General features: G+C 67.4%; 24 protein-coding genes. 15 read left to right on the forward strand and 9 right to left on the reverse strand.

Features of this window, described 5'->3' with window-relative positions; translation table 11 throughout:
* Positions 1-31: 31 nt before the first annotated feature.
* Both ftsY and V7Z82_RS02590 read left to right on the forward strand, forming a co-directional pair.
* A complete protein-coding gene (ftsY, locus tag V7Z82_RS02585; protein ID WP_045280399.1) occupies positions 32-904 on the forward strand; it encodes a signal recognition particle-docking protein FtsY in 873 nt (290 codons plus the stop codon).
* A 44-nt stretch (positions 905-948) separates the two neighbouring features.
* The gene (locus V7Z82_RS02590) at positions 949-1,449 is read left to right on the forward strand and encodes a DUF2004 domain-containing protein (protein ID WP_230113542.1); all 501 of its coding nucleotides are present in this window, start codon (positions 949-951) and stop codon (positions 1,447-1,449) included.
* Positions 1,450-1,456: 7 nt separating this feature from the next.
* Here V7Z82_RS02590 and lipA read toward each other — a convergent pair whose 3' ends face one another.
* Together lipA and lipB are read right to left on the reverse strand one after the other, a co-directional pair.
* Positions 1,457-2,446, reverse strand: a complete 990-nt coding sequence (gene lipA, locus V7Z82_RS02595; RefSeq protein WP_334147705.1) for a lipoyl synthase — start codon at positions 2,444-2,446, stop codon at positions 1,457-1,459.
* A complete protein-coding gene (gene lipB / locus V7Z82_RS02600) occupies positions 2,443-3,081 on the reverse strand; it encodes a lipoyl(octanoyl) transferase LipB (protein WP_334147707.1) in 639 nt (212 codons plus the stop codon). The genes lipA and lipB overlap by 4 nt, the downstream gene beginning before the upstream one ends.
* Before the next feature lie 111 nt (positions 3,082-3,192).
* On the opposite strand from lipB, the gene V7Z82_RS02605 reads away from it, so the two are divergent.
* Complete coding sequence (locus tag V7Z82_RS02605) at positions 3,193-3,777, forward strand: TetR/AcrR family transcriptional regulator (RefSeq protein ID WP_334147708.1); 585 nt, start codon at positions 3,193-3,195, stop codon at positions 3,775-3,777.
* Between the two features lie 59 nt (positions 3,778-3,836).
* Positions 3,837-5,396 carry a signal recognition particle protein gene (gene ffh, locus V7Z82_RS02610; protein ID WP_334147710.1) on the forward strand — a complete coding sequence of 520 codons (1,560 nt, stop codon included), beginning with the start codon at positions 3,837-3,839 and terminating at the stop codon, positions 5,394-5,396.
* 9 nt (positions 5,397-5,405) lie between these two features.
* Here ffh and V7Z82_RS02615 read toward each other — a convergent pair whose 3' ends face one another.
* Positions 5,406-6,308, reverse strand: a complete 903-nt coding sequence (locus tag V7Z82_RS02615) for an EamA family transporter (RefSeq protein ID WP_334147712.1) — start codon at positions 6,306-6,308, stop codon at positions 5,406-5,408.
* A gap of 78 nt (positions 6,309-6,386) precedes the next feature.
* Between V7Z82_RS02615 and V7Z82_RS02620 the strand changes: the two genes are divergently transcribed.
* Positions 6,387-7,268, forward strand: a complete 882-nt coding sequence (locus V7Z82_RS02620; protein ID WP_334147715.1) for a LysR family transcriptional regulator — start codon at positions 6,387-6,389, stop codon at positions 7,266-7,268.
* A 65-nt stretch (positions 7,269-7,333) separates the two neighbouring features.
* Here the strand turns inward: V7Z82_RS02620 and glpK are convergent, their stop codons facing one another.
* The 3 genes from glpK to V7Z82_RS02635 form a co-directional block, all read right to left on the reverse strand.
* On the reverse strand, positions 7,334-8,848 hold the full coding sequence (gene glpK, locus V7Z82_RS02625; RefSeq protein ID WP_334147717.1) for a glycerol kinase GlpK: 1,515 nt from the start codon (positions 8,846-8,848) through the stop codon (positions 7,334-7,336).
* 26 nt (positions 8,849-8,874) lie between these two features.
* On the reverse strand, positions 8,875-9,627 hold the full coding sequence (locus V7Z82_RS02630) for an MIP/aquaporin family protein (protein ID WP_334147719.1): 753 nt from the start codon (positions 9,625-9,627) through the stop codon (positions 8,875-8,877).
* 92 nt (positions 9,628-9,719) lie between these two features.
* Positions 9,720-11,429: a glycerol-3-phosphate dehydrogenase/oxidase gene (locus tag V7Z82_RS02635; protein ID WP_334147721.1), complete on the reverse strand. Its 1,710-nt coding sequence runs from the start codon at positions 11,427-11,429 to the stop codon at positions 9,720-9,722.
* A gap of 101 nt (positions 11,430-11,530) precedes the next feature.
* On the opposite strand from V7Z82_RS02635, the gene V7Z82_RS02640 reads away from it, so the two are divergent.
* Positions 11,531-12,502, forward strand: a complete 972-nt coding sequence (locus tag V7Z82_RS02640; RefSeq protein ID WP_334147722.1) for a sugar-binding transcriptional regulator — start codon at positions 11,531-11,533, stop codon at positions 12,500-12,502.
* Between the two features lie 76 nt (positions 12,503-12,578).
* On the opposite strand, the gene V7Z82_RS02645 is transcribed toward V7Z82_RS02640, so the two are convergent.
* Positions 12,579-13,730 (reverse strand): glutamate--cysteine ligase, encoded by a 1,152-nt coding sequence (locus V7Z82_RS02645; protein WP_334147724.1) that lies wholly within the window; start codon positions 13,728-13,730, stop codon positions 12,579-12,581.
* Positions 13,731-13,936: 206 nt separating this feature from the next.
* Here V7Z82_RS02645 and rpsP point away from each other — a divergent pair, with 206 nt between their 5' ends.
* Genes rpsP through trmD form a run of 4 tightly spaced genes read left to right on the forward strand, consistent with a single transcriptional unit; the run spans position 13,937 to position 15,925 of the window.
* On the forward strand, positions 13,937-14,368 hold the full coding sequence (gene rpsP, locus V7Z82_RS02650; RefSeq protein WP_045280386.1) for a 30S ribosomal protein S16: 432 nt from the start codon (positions 13,937-13,939) through the stop codon (positions 14,366-14,368).
* Positions 14,369-14,374: 6 nt separating this feature from the next.
* Positions 14,375-14,605, forward strand: a complete 231-nt coding sequence (locus V7Z82_RS02655; protein WP_045280385.1) for an RNA-binding protein — start codon at positions 14,375-14,377, stop codon at positions 14,603-14,605.
* A gap of 2 nt (positions 14,606-14,607) precedes the next feature.
* Positions 14,608-15,207 carry a ribosome maturation factor RimM gene (gene rimM / locus V7Z82_RS02660; RefSeq protein WP_334147727.1) on the forward strand — a complete coding sequence of 200 codons (600 nt, stop codon included), beginning with the start codon at positions 14,608-14,610 and terminating at the stop codon, positions 15,205-15,207.
* A 19-nt stretch (positions 15,208-15,226) separates the two neighbouring features.
* A complete protein-coding gene (gene trmD / locus V7Z82_RS02665) occupies positions 15,227-15,925 on the forward strand; it encodes a tRNA (guanosine(37)-N1)-methyltransferase TrmD (RefSeq protein WP_334147729.1) in 699 nt (232 codons plus the stop codon).
* A gap of 60 nt (positions 15,926-15,985) precedes the next feature.
* Here the strand turns inward: trmD and V7Z82_RS02670 are convergent, their stop codons facing one another.
* Positions 15,986-16,579, reverse strand: coding sequence for a histidine phosphatase family protein (locus V7Z82_RS02670; protein WP_334147731.1), 594 nt, complete (start codon positions 16,577-16,579; stop codon positions 15,986-15,988).
* 63 nt (positions 16,580-16,642) lie between these two features.
* Between V7Z82_RS02670 and V7Z82_RS02675 the strand changes: the two genes are divergently transcribed.
* Positions 16,643-17,380, forward strand: coding sequence for a class I SAM-dependent methyltransferase (locus V7Z82_RS02675; RefSeq protein WP_334147733.1), 738 nt, complete (start codon positions 16,643-16,645; stop codon positions 17,378-17,380).
* Positions 17,381-17,416: 36 nt separating this feature from the next.
* Here V7Z82_RS02675 and map read toward each other — a convergent pair whose 3' ends face one another.
* Complete coding sequence (map, locus tag V7Z82_RS02680) at positions 17,417-18,199, reverse strand: type I methionyl aminopeptidase (protein ID WP_334147735.1); 783 nt, start codon at positions 18,197-18,199, stop codon at positions 17,417-17,419.
* A gap of 109 nt (positions 18,200-18,308) precedes the next feature.
* Between map and V7Z82_RS02685 the strand changes: the two genes are divergently transcribed.
* The 4 genes from V7Z82_RS02685 to V7Z82_RS02700 all read left to right on the forward strand — a co-directional run bounded on the left by V7Z82_RS02685 (position 18,309) and on the right by V7Z82_RS02700 (position 20,820).
* Positions 18,309-18,797, forward strand: coding sequence for an MFS transporter permease (locus tag V7Z82_RS02685; protein ID WP_334147737.1), 489 nt, complete (start codon positions 18,309-18,311; stop codon positions 18,795-18,797).
* Positions 18,798-18,969: 172 nt separating this feature from the next.
* A complete protein-coding gene (gene rplS, locus V7Z82_RS02690; RefSeq protein WP_334147739.1) occupies positions 18,970-19,317 on the forward strand; it encodes a 50S ribosomal protein L19 in 348 nt (115 codons plus the stop codon).
* Positions 19,318-19,435: 118 nt separating this feature from the next.
* On the forward strand, positions 19,436-20,164 hold the full coding sequence (gene lepB, locus V7Z82_RS02695; RefSeq protein ID WP_334147741.1) for a signal peptidase I: 729 nt from the start codon (positions 19,436-19,438) through the stop codon (positions 20,162-20,164).
* On the forward strand, positions 20,161-20,820 hold the full coding sequence (locus V7Z82_RS02700; protein WP_334147744.1) for a ribonuclease HII: 660 nt from the start codon (positions 20,161-20,163) through the stop codon (positions 20,818-20,820). Before lepB ends, V7Z82_RS02700 begins: the two co-directional genes overlap by 4 nt.
* Positions 20,821-20,872 lie beyond the last annotated feature (52 nt).

Genomic DNA, 20,872 nt, shown 5'->3' on the forward strand with positions numbered 1-20,872 from the left:
TTGCGACTCGGCCACGCCGTAGTCTGGAGTCATGGCGGAAAAGTCCTGGTCCCTCGGTCGCGCACTGCGCGGCATGTTCGTCAAGCCCACCATCGATGAGACGACGTGGGAAGACCTCGAGACAGCGCTCATCACCGCCGATTTCGGCCCCGACATCAGCGAGCGGATCGTCGAGGAGCTGCGCGAGAAGGTCGAGCGCTACCGCACGACTGATCCGAAGGACCTGCAGCGCATGCTGCGGGAGACGCTGGAAGAGCACTTCGCGAAGTTCGACACGACGCTCAAGCTCACCGAGCGCCCAGCCGTTGTCCTGGTCGTCGGCGTGAACGGCGTCGGCAAGACCACGACGATCGGCAAGTTCACGAAGTTCCTGCGTGGGTTCCAGCGCAGCGTCGTGGTCGGTGCTGCAGACACGTTCCGTGCGGCTGCCGTCGATCAGCTCGCCACCTGGGCGCAGCGTGGCGGCGCCGCGATCGTGCGTCCGCAGCAGGAGGGACAGGATCCGGCATCCGTCGCCTTCCAGACGATCGAGTACGCCAAGCGCGAAGGCATCGAGATCGCCATCATCGACACCGCCGGTCGGCTGCACACCAAGGGCGGCCTGATGGACGAGCTCGGCAAGATCCGCCGCGTCGTCGAGAAGCAGGCACCGATCAGCGAGGTGCTGCTCGTGCTGGATGCCACGACGGGACAGAACGGCGTGCTGCAGGCCGAGTCCTTCCTCGAGCACGCCGGGGTCACCGGACTGGTGATCACCAAGCTCGACGGCTCGGCGAAGGGCGGGTTCGTGCTCGCCGTCCAGGAGCGCACCGGCATCCCCGTCAAGCTGCTCGGACAGGGCGAGGGCATCGACGATCTGACCGGTTTCACCCCTCACGTGTTCGTGCAGTCCCTTGTCGGTTGACGACGGGACTACCGCCGTGAGCACAGGGCTGGTTTCATAGCAATATGGCGATCGAACACGACTACTTCGGACTGCTCTCCTCCGGTCCCGACGGCTCGATCTTCTGGTCGGAGACCGTCGAGCTCGGCGACCAGAGCGTCACCGTGGATCTGACCGCGCCCGACCAGGACGACGTGTCGTCCGAAGCGCTGGACATCGCCGCATCGCTCATCGCCGGACTCGAGAGCGTCGACGACACCGCCCGCCGCGGCATGCTCGCCGAGGTCGACGACCGCACCAGCGAGGTGACCGAGTACATCCTGCAGCAGCAGGAGGCCTATGGCGATGAACTCGTCGATGTGCTGGTCGACGTCTCCGGCGACCCGGCCGTCGACATCATCCGCTCGCTGCGGCTCATGAGCATGACGATCCTCGCCGACGAGCACGGCGGGTCGGAGCCCTTCGCCGTGCTCGAGTATGCGCTCGACGCCGATTCGACGGATGACGTGCTGCTCGTGAACCTCGGCTCCGACGGCGGCGTGCAGTCCGTGATGAGCGCCGACTGACGCGGGATCACACCGCCTGAGCGAACCCCAGATCTGCGCTCTCGGCGATGTGCGCGAGGTGCGGCGGGATCTCGCGGCCCTTCGACACCATCGACTGCGCCCAGAGGCGTCCCGCGCGGTAGGACGAGCGCACCAGGGGCCCCGCGAGCACTCCGAGGAATCCGATCCGCTCCGCCTCCTCCTTGAACTCGATGAACTCCGCGGGCTTCACCCAGCGCGCCACCGGCAGGTGCCGCGGCGTCGGGCGCAGGTACTGCGTGATGGTGATGATGTCGCAGCCGGCGTCGTGCAGATCCTGCAGCGCCTGCACGACTTCCTCCGGTTCCTCGCCCATGCCGAGGATCAGGTTGGACTTCGTGATGAGACCGGCGTTCCTGCCCTGCGTGAGCACATCGAGCGAGCGCTCGTAGCGGAAGGCAGGGCGAATGCGCTTGAAGATGCGCGGAACCGTCTCGACGTTGTGCGCGAAGACCTCAGGACGGGCGTCGAAGATCTGGCCGAGGAAGGCCGGATCGGCGTTGTGCTCGTTCGCGAGCAGCTCGACGCCGGTGTTCGGGTTGAGTTCGTGGATCTTCCGGACGGTCTCGGCGTTGAGCCACGCTCCGGTGTCGGGCAGGTCGTCGCGGGCGACGCTCGTGACGGTGGCGTAACGGAGTCCCATCTTCTGCACGCTCTCCGCGACGCGGCGTGGCTCGTCGGTGTCGTACGCGTCAGGCTTGCCGGTGTCGATCTGGCAGAAGTCGCAGCGGCGGGTGCACTGCGAACCGCCGATCAGGAACGTCGCCTCGCGGTCCTCCCAGCACTCGAAGATGTTCGGGCACCCGGCCTCCTGGCACACGGTGTGCAGATCCTCGCTCTTCACGAGGGAGTGCAGTGCCGTGAACTCGGGGCCCATCTTCGCCTTGGTCTTGATCCATTCCGGCTTGCGCTCGATCGGTGTCTCGGCGTTCCTGATCTCCAGACGCAGCAGCTTGCGTCCTTCGGGGGCGGCGGTCATGCGGTCACTCCTGCGTACTCGTCGGTGAAGGCGATCGCGACGCGATCGACGATGTCGGTGGGGGAGACGTGGGCGCCGATGATCTCGCTCACGGTCGTGACTCCGGCATCGGTGATCCCACACGGGATGATGCCGCGGAAGCCGGCGAGGGTGTTGTCGCAGTTGAGTGCGAAGCCGTGCATCGTCACGCCCTGCTGCACTCGCACGCCGATCGCGGCGACCTTGTCCTCGGACAGGGGGCGGCGCACCCAGACGCCGCTGCGACCGTCGACCTGATAGCCGTCGACGCCGAGCGGGCGGAGGATGTCGATCAGCAGGCGCTCCAGGCGCCGGACGTGCGCGACGACGTCCATCGGCTCCGGGAGCCGCACGATCGGATAACCGACGAGCTGCCCAGGGCCGTGCCAGGTGATCTTCCCACCCCGATCGACATCGATCACCGGGGTGCCATCCTGCGGACGCTCCTGCGGCTCCGTGCGCTTGCCTGCCGTGTACACCGCTTCGTGCTCGAGCAGGATCAGCGTGTCGGGGCGCGTGCCGTCGACCACGTCTGCATGGACTCGTCGCTGCAGCTCCCACCCTTCGGTGTACGGCACGTACTGAGGGGCGAGTCCGGGTCTGAGGATGTCGAGCATGCGCTTCTCTCCGCATCGATGTGTCCTACGACGGCTAGTTGTATCGCGTCCAACAATACGCCTGGTTGGCGATGAGGGCGCACGCGTCACGGCTCGCGGTACCGTGAGTGCATGACTGTGACCGGCCGTGCTGGGCGCCCCAAGGCGTCATCCCGCGAGACCCTGGCCGAGGCCGCATGCGAGCTGTTCCTCGAGCGCGGCTACGAGTCGACCTCGGTCGCCGACATCACCCAGCGCGCTGGCGTCAGTCGCTCGAGCTTCTTCAACTACTTCACCTCGAAGAGCGACGTGCTGTGGTCGGGCGTCGACGAGCGCATCGCCGCGGCGATCTCCGCGCTCGAGGCACTCGGGGGCACGGCGGACGGGCCGGGAGTGCGCGGCATCCTGCACGTCATCGTGCGGGACTTCGCTCCAGACCCGCTCGCGCTCGCGCTGCGGAATGCGGCGGCGATGGGGTTGCAGGACGAACTCGTCCGCGACACCGGCCTGCGCCATGCTCGGCTCGCCGCTGCGATCTCCCGGGCCGCAGTCGCCTCCGGCGTCGACATCGTGCGCGCCGACATCCTCGGCGCCGCCAACGCAGCGGCCGTCATGACCTCGCTGCGCGTGTGGGCGGAGCACGGTGCCGGCCTCGGCAGTCCGGATGGCGTGCTGCTCAGCGCGTTCGGCGCGATCCACGATCTTCCCTGGGCCTGAGCGACTGGCACCTCGTGTGCGCGGTTCCCGCTCGCCGTCTCGCGTAGAATCGATGCACCATGGCTACCTTTGGCACGCTCTCCGACCGGCTCACCGAGACCTTCCGCAATCTGCGCACGAAGGGAAAGCTCACCGCGGCCGATGTCGACGGCACAGTCCGCGAGATCCGTCGTGCACTGCTCGACGCCGACGTCGCGCTCGTCGTGGTCAAGGAGTTCACTGCCAAGGTCCGTGAGCGCGCACTCGGCGACGAGGTCAACAAGGCCCTGAACCCCGCCCAGCAGGTCGTCCAGATCGTGAACGAAGAGCTCGTCCAGATCCTCGGCGGCGAGCAGCGTCGTTTGCGCTTCGCCAAGACCGCGCCGACCGTGATCATGCTCGCCGGCCTCCAGGGTTCGGGAAAGACGACCTTCGCCGGCAAGCTCGCCAAGCAGCTCGAGGGCGAGGGTCACACGCCGCTCCTGGTCGCCGCCGACCTGCAGCGCCCGAACGCCGTGAACCAGCTCCAGGTCGTCGCCGAGCAGGCCGGTGCCACGGTCTACGCACCCGAGCCCGGGAACGGCGTCGGCGACCCCGTCAAGGTCTCTCGCGACGGCGTCGAGCACGCCCGCCGTCAGCAGCACGACGTGGTCATCATCGACACCGCAGGCCGCCTCGGTGTGGACGCCGAGCTGATGAAGCAGGCATCCGACATCCGCAAGGCAGTCGACCCCGACGAGGTGCTGTTCGTCATCGACGCGATGATCGGTCAGGACGCGGTGAACACCGCCAAGGCGTTCCAGGAGGGCGTCGACTTCACGGGTGTGGTGCTGTCGAAGCTCGACGGTGACGCTCGCGGTGGTGCGGCGCTCTCCGTGGCATCCGTCACCGGCCGCCCGATCATCTTCGCCTCGACGGGTGAGCGCCTCGAGGACCTCGAGCCCTTCCACCCCGACCGCATGGCGAGTCGCATCCTCGACCTCGGAGACATCCTCACCCTCATCGAACAGGCCCAGCAGGCCTTCGATGAGGAAGAGGCCGTCAAGATGGCCGAGAAGCTCGCGACCGAGCAGTTCACGCTCGAGGACTTCCTCGACCAGCTTCAGCAGATGAAGAAGATGGGGTCGATGAAGAAGATGCTGGGGATGCTCCCCGGCATGGGCCAGATGAAGCAGCAGCTCGAGGACTTCGACGAGCGCGAGATCGATCGCACCGAGGCGATCATCCGTTCGATGACGCCTGGCGAACGCCGCAATCCCAAGGTGCTCAACGGCTCGCGCCGACTTCGCATCGCGCGCGGTTCCGGCATGACCGTGACCGACGTCAACGCGCTTGTGCAGCGCTTCGAGCAGGCCGCGAAGATGATGAAGACGGTCGCCCGCGGCGGCACGCCGAACATCCCCGGCATGGGCCCCGTGCCCGGCATGGGGCGGCCCGGCGCGTCGTCCAAGCGCGGCAAGAAGGGCAAGTCGTCGGGAGGTTCGCGCTCGGGCAACCCCGCGAAGCGCGCGGCGGAGAATGCCGGTATCGCGGCGAGCACCACGCCCACCGGGTCCGGCTTCGGCCTCGGCGGCGGTGCCAAGGCTGCCCCGAGCGCAGAGGAACTCGCCGAGATCCAGAAGCTCTTCGGGAAGAGCTGACCGGGGCGCTCAGCGCGGCAGCGGAACCTCGAGCGGCGCGTGCGTTCGAGCCTGCGTGGCCCGGCGGGTCACGATCTGTCCCGCGACCAGCGCTGCCAGCACGACGGCGATGCCGATCAGCTGGATCACGGTGAAGGTTTCGCCCCCGATCGTCGCCCCCAGGACGGTCGCGACCACCGGTGAGAGCAGTGCCAGGAGACCCGGTGCGATGACCGGCAGCTCCTGAATGCCGCGGAACCAGAGCGTGTAGGCGAGCAGGCCGCCGACCGTGCCGAGCCAGAGGTAGCCGAGGGCCGCGCCGGGGTCGATCTCCGCGGGCACGCCCTCCCAGAGCGCCGTCAGCGGCAGCAGGAACAGTCCGCCGGCGGTGAGCTGCCAGCCTGCATATGCGACGGCGCCGACGCCTGCAGGGCGGCCCCACCGCTTGGTCAGGACCATTCCGGCGGCTGTGGCGGTGACCCCGCCGAGGGCGGCGATGATCCCGAGGGCGTCGATCCCGGCGGCAGGGGAGAGCACCACGAGTGCGACCCCACCGGCGCCGGCGGCGGCGATGGCTGCCGTGAGCGGACGGATCCGATCGTGCAGGACCAGTGCTCCGAGCCCGAGGATGATGAGCGGCTGCGCGCCCGCGACGGCGGCTGCGACCCCGCCGGGCAGGCGCTCGGCCGCGAGGAACAGCAACGGGAAGAATGCGCCGATGTTGAGGATGCCGAGGACTGCAGCCTTCAGCCACCACCCGCCGCTCGGAAGGCGGCGACCGATCGCGATCGCGAGCAGACCCGCTGGCAGCGCGCGCATCAATCCAGCGAACAGCGGGTGGCCGGGCGGCAGCAGCTCGGTGGTGACGAGATACGTCGTGCCCCAGCTGATCGGAGCAAGCGCTGTGAGAAGCAGGGTGGCGAGCGGATTCATGACTCCAGCTTCAGTGCGCTCAGCGCATGAGTCCAACGCATTATTGTCATCCCAGCCATGAACAGCAATCATGGATGGATGGACCTTCAGCAGCTCCGCTACGTGGTCGAGGTGGCTTCGACGTCGAGCTTCACCCGCGCGGCGGAGCGATGCTTCGTGACGCAGTCGGCGCTGAGTCACCAGATCGCCGCCCTCGAACGTGAGATCGGTCAGCGACTCTTCCTGCGGTCGAGCCGGCGGGTGCAGCTCACCGAGGCTGGCGAGGCGTTCCTCATCCAGGCCCGGATCGCGGTCGCGGCTGCTGACCGCGCGGCGGAGGATGCGGCGGCGGCCGACGCTCGGGTGGTCGGCACGTTGCGGCTCGGCGTCATCCCGACCGTGACGGCGGTCGACGTGCCGAAGGCGTTGGCGCGCTTCCGCGCCGCGCACCCTGAGGTCAGGGTCGAACTGCAGGGAGGGAACAGTGACGACCTCGTCGCAGGGCTGCGACGAGGCGAGATCGATGTCGCCCTGCTGGGTCTTCGAGATGGCAGCACGCCGAGCGGAGTGCAGTCTCGAGTGCTGTCCCGTGACGCGCTCGTCCTGGTCTTGCCGAAGACGCATCGGCTCGCCGAACGCCGGGCACTCGCGCTCGCAGACGCTGCGGGGGAGACCTTCGCCGACTTCCCGACCGGCACATCGGGTCGCGAGCAGAGCGATGTCGCGTTCACCGCTGCCGGGATCGCGCGCGACGTCGCGTTCGAGGCGGACTCCGCCGCGCTCATCCTCGGCCTGGTCTCAGCCGGGCTCGCGATCACGCTGCTTGCCCCCGGCGTCGTCCCGACATCTGCCGAAGACGTGGTCACCGCGACAGTCGAGGACGGCCCGCATCGAATCGAGTACGTGGCCTGGCACGAGCATGCTCCACGGAACGTCGCGCGCGCATTCCTCGATCTGCTCGAGGTCGGCACCGAACGCTGACCCGAAGACGACGAAAGGCGGGCCCGGGGAAGTTCCCGGACCCGCCCTTCATCACTGCGATGACGTCAGTTCACGTCTTCGTCGACCCAGTCCATCGACTTGGTGACGGCCTTGCGCCACAGGCGCAGCTGGCGGTCACGCTCGCCGTCCTCCATCGAGGGCTCCCAGCGCTTGTCCTCCTGCCAGTTCGCGGACAGGTCGTCGAGACCGTTCCAGAACCCGACCGAGAGGCCCGCTGCGTATGCGGCGCCGAGTGCGGTGGTCTCCGCGACGACGGGTCGCACGACCGGCACACCGAGGACATCCGCCTGGAACTGCATGAGGGCGTCGTTGGCGACCATGCCGCCGTCGACCTTGAGCTCGGTCAGATCCACACCTGCATCCGCGTTCACGGCGTCGAGCACGTCGCGCGTCTGGAAGGCGACTGCCTCCAGCGCCGCGCGAGCGATGTGGTTCTTGTTCGCGTACCGGGTGAGTCCGACGATCGCACCGCGGGCGTCCGGACGCCAGTACGGCGCGAACAGACCGGAGAATGCGGGCACGATGTAGACGCCGCCGTTGTCCTCGACCTTGTCGGCCAGCTCCTCGACCTCAGGGGCGGAGGAGATGATGCCGAGCTGGTCGCGCAGCCACTGGATCAGCGATCCGGTGACGGCGATGGAACCCTCGAGCGCGTAGTGCGTCGGCTGGTCGCCGAGCTTGTAGCCGACGGTCGTGAGCAACCCGTTCTTCGAGTGGACGATCTCTTCGCCCGTGTTGAAGATCAGGAAGCAGCCGGTGCCGTAGGTGTTCTTGCTCTCGCCCTTCTGGAACGCCGCCTGACCGAACGTTGCCGCCTGCTGGTCGCCGAGGATGCCGGCGATCGGCGTCTCGCGAAGCAGCGAGGAGTCCTCGGCCGCACCGTAGACCTCGGAGGAGGAGCGGATCTCCGGCATCATCGAGCGCGGCACGCCGAACGCCTCGAGGATGTCGTCGCGCCACTCGAGCGTCTCGAGGTCCATGAACATCGTGCGCGACGCGTTGGTCACGTCCGTGACGTGCACGCCGCCGTCGACGCCGCCGGTCAGGTTCCAGAGGACCCAGCTGTCGGTGGTGCCGAAGATCAGGTCACCGGCTTCGGCCTTCTCGCGTGCACCGTCGACGTTCTCGAGGATCCAGGCGATCTTCGTGCCGGAGAAGTACGTCGCGAGCGGCAGGCCGACGACCGGCTTGAACCGCTCGACGCCGCCGTCAGCAGCCAGACGATCCACGATGTCCTGCGTGCGCGTGTCCTGCCAGACGATGGCGTTGTAGGCGGGCTTGCCGGTGGTCTTGTCCCAGACGACAGCAGTCTCTCGCTGATTGGTGATTCCCACCGCCGCGATGTCGTGACGCGTCAGGTCGGCGCGGCTCAGCGCCAGACCGATGACCTCCTGCACGTTGCGCCAGATCTCGGAGGCGTCGTGCTCGACCCAGCCGGCCTTCGGCAGGATCTGCTCGTGCTCCTTCTGGCCCGTCGCGATGATGCTGCCCTTCTTGTCGAAGATGATCGCGCGGCTCGAGGTCGTTCCCTGGTCGATGGCGAGGATGTAGTCAGCCATAGTGTTCTCCTTTGAAATCAGGTCGTTCAGGCGAGGTGCAGCAGGACGGGCGCTGCAGCGGCAGCGATCGCACCACCGATGAGCGGACCGACCACGGGGACCCACGAGTAGGACCAGTCGCTGGAGCCCTTGCCCTTGATCGGCAGGATCGCGTGAGCGATACGCGGTCCGAGGTCACGTGCAGGGTTGATCGCGTAGCCCGTCGGTCCACCGAGCGAGGCGCCGATCGCGACAACGAGCAGTGCGACCGGGAGCGCCGTGAGCGGTCCGAGGCCTCCGGGGGTGCCGACCTCGATGTCGCCGTAGTCGGCGAACGCGACGATCACGAAGACCAGCACGAAGGTGCCGATGATCTCCGTGACGAGGTTCCAGCCGTAGGAGCGGATGGACGGGCCGGTCGAGAAGACGCCGAGCTTGTTGGCGGCCTCCGGCTCCTCATCGAAGTGCTGCTTGTACGCGAGCCAGACGACGATCGCACCGATGATGGCACCGACCAGCTCAGCGGCGGTGGCGACCAGGAACATCGGGAAGTCGATCGTGCCCGAGATCAGCAGACCGATACCGACGGCGGGGTTGAGGATGGCACCGGAGTACGCGGACACCAGGACACCGGCGAACACCGCGAGGCCCCAGCCCCAGTTGACCATCAGGAAGCCGCCACCGAAGCCCTTGTTCTTGGCGAGCGCGACGTTCGCCACGACACCGCAACCGAGCAGCACGAGCATCGCCGTTCCTACCAACTCCGAGAGGAAGTAGAGACCGAGATTGACATCAGCCATGTCTTCATTGACCTTTCTTGCGGGTCAGGGCCCCTCAGCCCTGACCCATTATTGGGAGTGCGTCGCAAGGAGGGCGACGGTCGGATCCCTCGTCAGCCGCGTGCGCGGGACGAGAGGTGAAGTCCATGCCGATCGTTCAGAAGCTCTCGCGTCTGGTCGAGCTCGGCATCGTGACGAGCACGATCCCAGCCGAGCAGCGGCGCCAGTGCATCCGCGATCTCCTCGATCACGTGCTCGTCGGCGTTTCCGATGAAGGCGATGCTCGTGCGGCGGAGGATGACATCCTGCAGGCGCGCGACCATCTCGTTCTCGACCATCCACGCGAGCTCCCGCGTCGAGAGGTCGCCGCCGGCCAGCGGGGCGTCGTCGCCATGCTCGATGTACTCCCAGACCTGCGCGGCACGAGTGCCGTAGCGGGTGAGCAGCTTCTCGGCGCGATCGCCGGCACCCGGCAGGTACTCCTGGATCCAGATGCGCTTGGCCTTCTCGGTGCGGGGGAAGTCGCGGCCACCGCCGATGGCGCGGCCTGCGGTCGAGACGGTCCGGGTGCGGTCGATGAGACCGAGCACGATGTCGGACAGCGACTCGCCGAGCGCTCGGAACGTGGTCCACTTGCCACCGACGAGGCTGACGAGCGGGACAGCGCCCTTCTGGTCGACCTCGATGCGGTAGTCGCGCGACACGAACCCGGGGGCGGTGTCCTCATGACGGGGCAGCGGACGGATGCCGGAGAAGCGGTACACGATCTGCTCGCGGTCGACATCGATCTGCGGGAACACGTGGTGGATGAGATCGAAGAAGTAGTCGACCTCCTCCTCGGTGCACACTGCGACCTCGCGCGGGTCTGCGTCGATGTCGGTGGTGCCGACGAGCACGCGGCCCTTGAGCGGGTAGATCAGGACGATGCGTCCGTCGGAGTGCTCGAAGAAGATCTCGCGTCCACGGGTGGCCTCGAGCAGCTCGGGGTGGTCGAGCACGATGTGCGACCCCTTCGTCCCGCCCATGAAGCTGGTGTCGGCGCCGAGGGCGTCGTTCGTCAGGTCGGTCCATGGGCCCGAGGTGTTCACGACCACGTCGGCGGCGATCGAGAACTCGGTGCCGCTCTCGCGGTCGCGCAGCAGCACGGTGTCGCCGTCACGACCGATCGCCTCGACGTAGTTCAAGGCCTTGGCGCCGGGGTGCGCGGCGAGTCCGTCCTGCAGCACGTCGAGCGCGAGGCGCTCAGGGTCATGCATCGATGCGTCGTAGTACGTCGCCGTGTACTTGATGTTCGGGTCGAGTGCCGGCAGCTCTGCGAGCGCGCGCTTGCGTCCGAGGAAGCGGTGACGCGGGACCGAGCCGCCGTCGCGCGAGAACGTGTCGTAGATCGTCAGACCGACCTTGATCAGGAAGGCGCCTCGCTCCTGGGGCTTCCCGCTCTTGTGCGTCAGGAAGCGAAGGGGAGCGGAGAGGATGCCCGAGAACGTGGAGTAGATCGGGATCGTCGTCTGCAGCGGCTTCACGTAGTGGGGCGCGATCTTCAGCAGACCGTTGCGCTCTTCGACGGACTCGCGCACGAGACGGAACTCGCCGTTCTCCAGGTAGCGGATGCCGCCGTGGATCATGTGGCTCGATGCCGAGGAAGCGCCGGATGCGAAGTCGCCGCGTTCGACGAGGACGATATCGACTCCCTGCAGAGCCAGGTCACGGAACGCCGAGATGCCGTTGATCCCGCCGCCGATGAGAAGGACGCTCGTGCGTCCGGATTCACGAAGCGCGCCGACTGCGGCGCGTTCGGGTGATGAGTGCGTCGACTCGATCATCCTCGACCTCTTTTCATTGCTTGCCCTCAGCATCGACCTGTCTCTGGTTGCGCGCAAGTCGACTGCACATATGTGCAAGGATCGAGAACGAGGAGGTCATCATGGCTGGAGTGAGTGCGCAATCCCGCGACGCCAAGCTGATCGCGGCGCTCACCGCTGCGCAGCTCTACTACATGCAGGACAAGACCATGGAGGTCATCGCCCAGGAGCTCGGCACCTCGCGCTCCTCGGTGTCGCGACTGCTGAGCTACGCGCGCGAGAGCGGGCTGGTCGACATCCGGATCAATTCGCCCCTCGAGCGACTCGGCATCCTCGAGCAGCGCATCAGGGATCGCCATCGCGTCGCAGCGCACGTCGTGCCGATGTCCGAGATCGTCAGCGAGGTCGAACGCCTCGAACGCGTGGCGCTGACCGCCGGCAGGCTGCTGTCGCAGTTCGTCGACTCGAACATGATCGTCGGTGTCGCCTGGGGGTCGACGATCAGTGCGGTGAGCCGTGGGCTCACGCAGAAGGAGACGCACAACACGACGTTCGTGCAGCTCAACGGTGCCGGCAACACGCAGACCAGTGGGGTGGAGTACTCGAGCGACATCCTGCAGCGCTTCGGCAGCGCGTTCGGTGCGCAGGTGCAGCAGTTCCCTGTGCCGGCGTTCTTCGACGACCCGGCGACCCGTGAGGCGATGTGGCGGGAGCGCAGCACGCGACGCGTGCTCGACCTGCAGTCCAAGATGGACATCGCCGTGTTCAGCCTCGGGTCGCCCGCAGCAGAGGTGCCCAGCCGTGTGTACGTCGGTGGGTACCTGGGTCGTGACGACTACCGCTCCCTCCGGGAGGATCACGCGATCGGAGACGTGGCGACCGTGTTCTTCCGCTCGGACGGATCCTGGCGGGACATCCGGGTGAACGCGAGAGCCACCGGGCCGGGGCTGGATCGGCTGCGCCGCGTGCCGCGTCGGGTGTGCGTCGTGTCGGGCATCCCGAAGCTCGTCAGCCTGCGCGCGGCGATCGCCGCCGACCTCATCACGGATGTGGTGCTCGACGAGGGCCTCGCGCGGCAGCTGCTCGAGGACTGAGCGCCGCTGGAGGACGCGGTGCCGTTCGAGGAAGCGAGTGCGGTCCGAGAACTCACACCCGCTGGTGAGCTGAGCGTCAGGGCTCGTCGGTCGACGCCTCCGGACCTGAGCGGAACTCCCTGATCAGGTGGTGCACGACGGCGCGCAGGTCACCGCCGGTCGCATCGGCGACGGCCAGTTGGCGCGCGTAGCTCGCACCATCCGTGAGCGTTGTGTGGATGCTGCCGAGTTCCCTGGCGCACCCGAGCTCGACCGCGATCGGCGCGAGATCGTCGATCGTCTGCGCGAGGTGCTCGCGCACCTCACGCTGGGAACCGCCGTCGTCGACGATCACGCGGGCATCCAGGCCGTAGCGCGCGGCACGCCATTTGTTCTCGCGATGGAACCACGCAGGCATCTGCGGCAGGGTGCGCCCCGCATCGAGCTCGCGCGAGAAGTGCTCGACCAGCACCTGCACGAGTGCGGCGATGGCGGCGAGCTCGGGGAGCGTCGAGACGCCGTCGCATGCTCGGACCTCGATGGTGCCCCAGCGCGGAGCCGGACGGATGTCCCAGCGCACTTCGGTGGCATCGGCCATGACTCCGGTGCGCACCATGTCGGCGAGGTAGCTCTCGAACTGGGGCCAGTCCTGCAGCGGCCAGGGGAGCCCGGCCGTCGGCAGCTGCTGGAACACCAGCGCGCGGTTCGAGGCATAGCCCGTCTTCTCACCGGCCCAGAAGGGGCTCGAGGCGGCGATCGCCTGCAGGTGGGGGAGGTAGCCCGTCAGGGCGTTGATGATCGGGAAGACCTTGGTCGCATCCTCGACCCCGACGTGCACGTGGATGCCCCAGATCATCATGTTGCGGCCCCACCACTGCGTTCGCTCGATGAGTGTGTGATAGCGGGTCTTGTCGGTGACCTGCTGCTCGTACCACTGCGCGAAGGGATGACTGCCGGCGGAGAGCAGTTCGATGCCGGCCGGGTCTGTCGCCGCGCGCACCGCGGTGATCGCCTGCGCGATGTCGTCGACCGCGTGCGCCACGGAGTCGCCGACGCCGCTGGTCACCTCGATGGTGTTCGTGAGCAGCTCACCGGTCACGGTGTGCCGTTCGCTCTCGCTCTCTGCCTCGAGCGCGGCGAGCAGTTCCGGCGCGCGACCGACCAGGTCACCGCTCACGGGATCGGCGAGCATGATCTCCCACTCGAGACCGACGGTCGAGCGGGCAGACGGAGCGAAGTCGAGCGTCACGAGCACAGTCTGGCACGCAGCTCCGGTCGCGCGGCAACCGCCGTGTCGCCACGTTTCGCGCCTGGCCCTCCGATCTGGCAGAATAGAAGGTCGGACGACCTGCTCGACCCTCTATCCAGCAGTTGTCCTCCCTTTGAGCTTCCGCCGGGTGTGCACCCCACGCTCCAGGCGACCAGTTCCTTCCTTCCACACAATTCAGGAGAATCGTGGCTGTAAAGATTCGTCTCAAGCGCCTGGGCAAGATCCGCGCGCCGTACTACCGCATCGTCGTCGCCGACTCGAAGACCAAGCGCGATGGCCGCGTCATCGAGGAGATCGGCAAGTACCACCCGACCGAGGAGCCCTCGTTCATCGAGGTCGACTCCGAGCGGGCGCAGTACTGGCTCTCCGTCGGCGCGCAGCCGACCGAGCAGGTCGCCGCGATCCTCAAGATCACGGGCGACTGGGGCAAGTTCAAGGGTGACGCTGACGCGAAGTCCACGCTCAAGGTCAAGGAGCCCAAGGCTCCCTTCGAGATCGACGGCTCCAAGAAGTCCGTCGTGAAGCCCAAGGTCGAGAAGAAGGTGGAGGCCCCCGCTGAGGAGGCTCCCGCCGCTGACGCGGAGGCCGCTGAGGCTCCCGCCGCCGACTCGGAGTAATCCGTCGTGCTCGCCGCCGCGCTCGAACACATCGTCAAGGGGATCGTCGATCACCCTGAGGATGTCAGCATCAACGAATCCACGTCGCCGCGAGGCGACCTCCTCGAGGTGCGTGTGCACCCCGATGATCGTGGACGTGTGATCGGGCGCGGCGGCCGCACCGCGAAGGCGCTGCGGACGCTCGTCACGGCCCTCGCCGATGGACGTCGCGTCCGCGTCGACGTCGCGGACGACTGACCGTGGTGCAGAAGGACAGCACCAACGGCAAGAACCAGCTGCGTGTCGGACGCCTCGTCAAGGCTCACGGCCTGAAGGGCGCGCTCAAGCTGGAGCTGTACACCGACAACCCCGAGCGGCGTTTCCACACCGGGGCCGAGTTCACGTTGCAGGTGCCTGAGGCGTCTCCGTGGCACGGCAAGGATGTCACGGTGCGCGAGTACCGCGTGATGAACGGCAATCCCGTCGTCTTCTTCGACGACGTCGACGACCGCGAAGCCGCCGAGAGCCTCGTCCGGGCGATCCTCTGGATCGATCAGGACGACGACGAGGTCGAGGACAACGCGTGGTTCGACCACCAGCTGGTCGGCCTCGACGTGGTCCGTGACGGAACCGTCATCGGTCGTGTGGTCCGCGTCGATCACTTCCCGGCGCAGGATCTGCTCATCGTGAAGTCCGGCGAGCACGAGGTGATGGTCCCGTTCGTCGAGGCCATCGTCCCCAAGGTCGACGTCGCACTCGGCCAGGTCATCGTGACCCCGCCGGCCGGACTCTTCGAGGAGCTGCCGGACGCGACGGACGACGAGGATGCAGCATCCTCCGACGCCGCAGCATCCGAGTGACCGCTGGTACGGTTCCCTCGTGCGCATCGACGTCCTCTCCATCTTCCCGTCGTACTTCGACGGTCTGACGCTCTCCCTGCTGGGGAAGGCGCAGCACACAGGTCTCATCGATCTGCGCGTCCGCGATCTCCGCGAGTGGACCGGCGATCGTCACCGCACCGTCGACGACACGCCCTATGGCGGCGGAGCCGGCATGGTCATGAAGCCCGAGCCCTGGGGTCTCGCGCTCGATGAGGTGAGCGCTGACTCCCGCCCGACCATCATCTTCCCGTCTCCGGCGGGAGAGGTCTTCTCGCAGGCGACGGCCCGCGATCTGTCCACGCGCGAGCATCTCGTGTTCGGCTGTGGCCGGTACGAGGGCATCGACGAGCGTGTGTTCGACTACGCGTCGACGCTCGGCGAGGTTCGACTCATCAGCCTCGGCGACTATGTGCTCAACGGCGGCGAGGTCGCCACGATGGCGATGATCGAGGCGATCGGTCGTCTGATCCCCGGCGTTGTCGGCAACCCGGAGAGCCTCGTCGAGGAATCGCATGAGGACGGACTGCTCGAGTACCCCTCATACACCAAGCCCTCGATCTGGCGCGATCATGCAGTGCCGGACGTGCTGCTCAGCGGCAACCACGCCGTGATCGCCTCCTGGCGCCGCGAGCAGCAGATCGAGCGCACGCGTCGCCGTCGTCCCGACCTCCTCCCACCGGAGAACGAGGCGGTCTAGCCGGATGGCCGGGGGACGACCGACGTCCCGCGGGTCGTGTGCCGCGCGCATCGGCTCGAATTAGCGCATCGTCTCGATGCCATGGTCGATCTCGAACACGACCTGGTGCGGATGCCGGAGCGCCAGCGCACCCGGCGCGTCCAACCCGCGCAGTTCCGCGCGCAGCATCCGACCGATCATCTCGTGACTGACGAGCAGCGGCAGGCCCGTTGCTGCCCAGCCACAGCTCGACAGTGCTCGCCGCGCGCGTGCCCGTGCCTGCGCATAGCTCTCTCCGCCGGGGAAGGCCCAGCCATATCGGTTCGACGCCCGTTCCTCGCGGATGCCGGGATAGGCCGCATCGATCTCCTCCCAGGTCATCCCGGCGAGCACGCCATGATGCACCTCGGCGAGCTCCGGCACCTCGATGAGATCGGCGCCGAGCCGTTCGGCGATGATCACCGAGGTCCGGAGTGCCCTGCCCAGCGGGCTCGAGCACACGGTGCGGATGCCGAGTCCTGCGAGGCGATCGGCCATCGACGACGCCTGCGCGATACCGTCCGCAGTCAACGGAGAGTCCAGCTGCCCCTGCAGGCGGTGCTCGAGATTCCAGGTCGTCTGCCCGTGACGCACCAGGAACACACGCTCCGGTACATGACGATCCTGCGGAATCATGTGCCCAGGATGGCACAGCGGACGTTCGCGGGCCCCGGTTTCGTGCGCTGCTACGGTCGAAGCATGGTGGATGACGCGCTCGCACGCTCCTTCGAGTCGATCGGCGCGGACTATGACCGCTATCGTCCGGGCTTCCCGGATCGCGCTGCGGAGATCATCCTGCCCGCCGCGGTCGACACGGTGCTCGACCTCGGGGCAGGTACCGGCAAGTTCACCGGACTGCTGACCGCTCGCGCTGCACGTGTCGTCGCGGTCGAGCCGTCCGAAGCGATGCTCGATGTGCTCCGCAGGAATCTGTCGACGGTCGAGGCAGTGCTCGGATCCGCGGAGCGCATTCCCGTGATGGACGGCTCGATCGACGCTGTGACCGTCGCGCAGGCGTTCCACTGGTTCGACCGTGATGCGGCGTGCCGGGAGATCGCGCGGGTGCTCGCGCCGGGCGGCGTGCTCGGCCTGCTCTGGAACCACTCGGATCCGTCATGCTCCTGGGACCGGGCGTGTCATCGCATCGCGCACCCCGCCGTCGGCGAGTCGGATGCCACGACATCGAGCGCGGCCGCTGAGCTTCCGGGCTTCGAGTTCGTCCGTCAGGAGACGGTGCGATGGCGGGAGCGGATCACCAGGACGACGTACGTCCGCCGGTGGGGGACCGTCAGCAGCTTCCTGGTCGCGGATGACGAGCGTCGTGCGGAGATGCTCCACGCCGTGGAAACCGTGCTCGATGCGTCCGACGACACCCGAGGGTGCACCGAGCTCGACCTGCCGCAGGTCACGGACGTCTTCGTGTATCGACGGCTCTGACCGCGTCGACGCCTCCTGATGGCAGGGGCCTCCGGCTCAGTCCACGCCGAGGAACGACCGATCCGTCAGGATGATCGGACCGTCGGCCGTGATCGCGACGGTGTGCTCGGAGTGCGCGCCGCGGGAGCCGTCGACGCTGCGGAGTGTCCAGCCGTCCGGATCGGTGACGAGCTCGTCGGTCGTCGCCAGGAACCACGGCTCCAGTGCGAGGACGAGGCCGGCGCGCAGGGGGAAGCCGCGGCCCGCACGGCCGTCGTTCGCGACGTGCGGGTCGCCGTGCATGGTGCGCCCGACGCCGTGTCCGCCGAAGTCGGTGTTGATGGAGTAGCCCTCTGCGTGTGCGATCTCGGCGATCGATGCCGAGATGTCGCCGATCTTGTTGCCGACGACCGCCGCAGCGATCGCCGCGTCGAGCGCGCGCTCGGTGGTGTCGATGATGCGCAGGTCCTCGTCCCGCGGCGTCCCGACGACGAAGGAGACGGCGGAGTCGGCGACCCAGCCGTCGACCGAGACAGCGAAGTCCAGTGAGACCAGGTCACCGTCGCGCAGCGTGTAATCGTGGGGGAGACCGTGCAGCACGGCATCGTTCACCGAGGTGCAGATGACCTTGCCGAACGGACTCGCGCCGAACGACGGGTGATAGTCGATGTAGCAGGACTCGGCGCCGGCCTTGCGGATCAGATCGTGCGCGTGCCGATCGATCGACAGCAGGTTCGTGCCCACCTTCGTCTCGGCGCGAAGCGTCGCCAGGGTCTCGGCGACGAAGCGTCCGGCAGCGCGCATCTCTTCGATCTCGGCGGGGGTGCGCAGTTCGATCATCGGGTGTCCTCTCGTCGTGACCATTCTCCCCGATATGCGGGACCTCGGCCGCCGCGCGCTCACAGCGAACACCGGGGCGGACCACAGCACGGCGTCGTACGATTTCAGCATGTGGCTGCGACAGGCGTTCTTCCGCTGGCTTCTCCCGGCGGCGTTCCTGCTGCCGCTCTGGCTCCTGGTCGGCTGGGGCGTGTTCCAGGGCGGTTGGGCGATCCTCTGGGTGCTGTTCATCGCGATCCCGTCTGTGCTGGTCGGTCAGCTCCTGCTCACGCTGCTCACCCGTTCGCGGCCATCGGTGCGTGCCGAGCGCGCAGTCTCGTGGTGGGACGTCGCCGGTTTCACGCTCTGGCACGGACTCACGATCGCAGTCGGATGCTTCATCGACGGTGCCTTCGGGTGGCTGCTGACCGCGGCGATCGTCGCCGGGCTCGGTCTCTTCTGGCTGCAGCTGTGGCAGCTGTGGAACGAGGCGAAGGGGAGCGGCGCACGCCTGCGCGAGACGATCACCTGGCAGACGATCCCCACTGCTGAGGAGCAGGTGCCGCCGACGCGAGCGCACGAGGTCATCGTCGTGCGAGAGGCCGACACCAGGGACTGATCCCCGGACGTTTTGTCCGGCAGTCGCATCCATGGCAGAATAGATCTTTGTGCCGTGACCGGCTCTGCCACAGGGGAGCCCGCGGACGCATCAGCGCCGTACGGCACACACACTTTCTTGTTCCTTCCATCATCATGCATGCGACCTGTGGCGAGTGCAGAGAGAGACGATCATGCAGATCCTCGACGCCGTTGACGCGGCTTCCCTCCGGTCGGACATCCCCGACTTCTCCCCGGGCGACACCGTCAAGGTGCACGTCAACATCACCGAGGGCACCCGCTCTCGTATCCAGGTCTTCCAGGGTGTCGTCATCGGACGCCAGGGCGACAGCGTTCGCGAGACGTTCTGCGTCCGCAAGATCAGCTTCCAGGTCGGCGTCGAGCGTACCTTCCCGGTGCACTCCCCGGTGATCGACCACATCGAGGTCGTCACCCGCGGTGACGTGCGTCGCGCGAAGCTCTACTACCTCCGCCAGCTCCGTGGCAAGAAGGCGAAGATCAAGGAGAAGCGCGACCGCTGAGTCGCAGCTTTTCCACAGCACCCCGGGACACGATGTCCCGGGGTGCTGTGTTTTCCCCGGGGTGTGCGAACCTTGTTACTGCCGCCGGCACGCGGTGCATGATTCTCGAAGGAACCTGATGACGACTGACACTCCGGCGGCCACCACACGCAGGCGGCGCCGCGGATTCCTCGTCTTCCTCCGTGACGTGCTGGTGATCGTGCTGATCGCTGCAGTCGTCTCCTTCGTCGTGAAGACCTTCGTCGTCCGCTCGTTCTACATCCCGTCCGCATCGATGGAGCGGACGCTGCTGGTCAACGACCGCATCCTGGTCGACGAGCTCACGCCGCGGTGGACCGGCTACGAGCGAGGTGATGTCGTCGTGTTCAAGGATCCAGGCGGATGGCTGGACGCGATGCCGCAGACCCCCGCGGGTCCACCACTGGTGGAGGCGTTCGACTGGGTGCTGAACTTCGTCGGCATCTCGGCATCCGATTCTCAGGATCACCTCGTCAAGCGGGTCATCGGACTGCCCGGCGATCATGTGATCTGCTGCAACGCGCTCGGGCAGATCACCATCAACGGCGCCCCGATCGACGAGCTCAGCTATCTGAACCTTCCGGACGGCGACACACAGGCATCCAACGAGCCCTTCGACGTCGTCGTCCCCGAGGGGTCGGTCTGGCTGCTCGGCGACAACCGCGACCGTTCGCGGGACGCGCGCGCGCATCAGGATCTCCCCAGCGGTGGATTCGTGCCGCTGAGCAACATCGTCGGCAAGGCCTTCCTCACGACGTGGCCGCTGGATCGCATGGGCTCGATCGACGGTCACCACCAGACGTTCAACGGCGTTCCGGATCCGGAATGACCGTCGTCGCACCGAAGCTCACCCTCGAGCGTCAGCTGCTGGGGGAGTGCGGGCTGATCATCTCGCTCGATGAGGTCGGGCGCGGTGCACTCGCAGGACCGGTCGCGGTCGGCGCTGCGGTGATGGATGCCGCGGGCGCTCGGCGTCGTGTGCCGGAGGGTCTGCGCGATTCGAAGCTCGTCACGGAGAAGCGGCGTCCGGACGTCGCGGCGCGCGCGGCAGCGTGGGTGCAGGCATCGGCCGTCGGATGGGCGACCGCAGCCGAGGTCGATGACGTCGGGATCATGCGCGCCCTCGGCCTTGCGGCGTCGCGCGCCGTGCTCGCCGTCGCCGCGCAGGGCGTGTCGACGGACGACGCGCTGGTGCTGCTCGACGGCAACCATGACTACGTGTCAGCTGTGCATCCCGGCCCGCTCCGCGTTCGCCCGGTGATCAAGGCGGACCGTGACTGCGCATCGGTCTCGGCCGCCTCGGTGATCGCCAAGGTCGCGCGCGACACGCACATGGCCGAGCTGCACCTCGATCACCCCGCGTACCAGTGGAACCGGAACAAGGGCTATGCCAGTGCGGAGCACCAGGACGCGATCCGCGAGCGCGGTCTCTCGCCGTTCCATCGGGCTTCCTGGGCCATCGCGGCGGCGCCGACCCTCTTCTGAGTGCTGCATCCGGTCTCCGGGTGCTGCTCGGGGTCGTCCCGACTCTAGGATG

The organism is Microbacterium sp. (genome assembly GCF_036823965.1).
In the GTDB taxonomy this organism is placed as follows: Bacteria; Actinomycetota; Actinomycetes; order Actinomycetales; family Microbacteriaceae; genus Microbacterium.

What these genes read in the sequence shown, in the direction of transcription:
- ftsY (WP_045280399.1), top strand. Translation starts at nt 32, where the DNA reads ATGGCGGAAAAGTCCTGGTCCCTCGGTCGCGCACTGCGCGGCATGTTC.
- V7Z82_RS02590 (WP_230113542.1), top strand. Translation starts at nt 949, where the DNA reads ATGGCGATCGAACACGACTACTTCGGACTGCTCTCCTCCGGTCCCGAC.
- lipA (WP_334147705.1), bottom strand. Translation starts at nt 2,446, where the DNA reads ATGACCGCCGCCCCCGAAGGACGCAAGCTGCTGCGTCTGGAGATCAGG.
- lipB (WP_334147707.1), bottom strand. Translation starts at nt 3,081, where the DNA reads ATGCTCGACATCCTCAGACCCGGACTCGCCCCTCAGTACGTGCCGTAC.
- V7Z82_RS02605 (WP_334147708.1), top strand. Translation starts at nt 3,193, where the DNA reads ATGACTGTGACCGGCCGTGCTGGGCGCCCCAAGGCGTCATCCCGCGAG.
- ffh (WP_334147710.1), top strand. Translation starts at nt 3,837, where the DNA reads ATGGCTACCTTTGGCACGCTCTCCGACCGGCTCACCGAGACCTTCCGC.
- V7Z82_RS02615 (WP_334147712.1), bottom strand. Translation starts at nt 6,308, where the DNA reads ATGAATCCGCTCGCCACCCTGCTTCTCACAGCGCTTGCTCCGATCAGC.
- V7Z82_RS02620 (WP_334147715.1), top strand. Translation starts at nt 6,387, where the DNA reads ATGGACCTTCAGCAGCTCCGCTACGTGGTCGAGGTGGCTTCGACGTCG.
- glpK (WP_334147717.1), bottom strand. Translation starts at nt 8,848, where the DNA reads ATGGCTGACTACATCCTCGCCATCGACCAGGGAACGACCTCGAGCCGC.
- V7Z82_RS02630 (WP_334147719.1), bottom strand. Translation starts at nt 9,627, where the DNA reads ATGGCTGATGTCAATCTCGGTCTCTACTTCCTCTCGGAGTTGGTAGGA.
- V7Z82_RS02635 (WP_334147721.1), bottom strand. Translation starts at nt 11,429, where the DNA reads ATGATCGAGTCGACGCACTCATCACCCGAACGCGCCGCAGTCGGCGCG.
- V7Z82_RS02640 (WP_334147722.1), top strand. Translation starts at nt 11,531, where the DNA reads ATGGCTGGAGTGAGTGCGCAATCCCGCGACGCCAAGCTGATCGCGGCG.
- V7Z82_RS02670 (WP_334147731.1), bottom strand. Translation starts at nt 16,579, where the DNA reads ATGATTCCGCAGGATCGTCATGTACCGGAGCGTGTGTTCCTGGTGCGT.
- V7Z82_RS02675 (WP_334147733.1), top strand. Translation starts at nt 16,643, where the DNA reads ATGGTGGATGACGCGCTCGCACGCTCCTTCGAGTCGATCGGCGCGGAC.
- map (WP_334147735.1), bottom strand. Translation starts at nt 18,199, where the DNA reads ATGATCGAACTGCGCACCCCCGCCGAGATCGAAGAGATGCGCGCTGCC.
- V7Z82_RS02685 (WP_334147737.1), top strand. Translation starts at nt 18,309, where the DNA reads ATGTGGCTGCGACAGGCGTTCTTCCGCTGGCTTCTCCCGGCGGCGTTC.
- rplS (WP_334147739.1), top strand. Translation starts at nt 18,970, where the DNA reads ATGCAGATCCTCGACGCCGTTGACGCGGCTTCCCTCCGGTCGGACATC.
- lepB (WP_334147741.1), top strand. Translation starts at nt 19,436, where the DNA reads ATGACGACTGACACTCCGGCGGCCACCACACGCAGGCGGCGCCGCGGA.
- V7Z82_RS02700 (WP_334147744.1), top strand. Translation starts at nt 20,161, where the DNA reads ATGACCGTCGTCGCACCGAAGCTCACCCTCGAGCGTCAGCTGCTGGGG.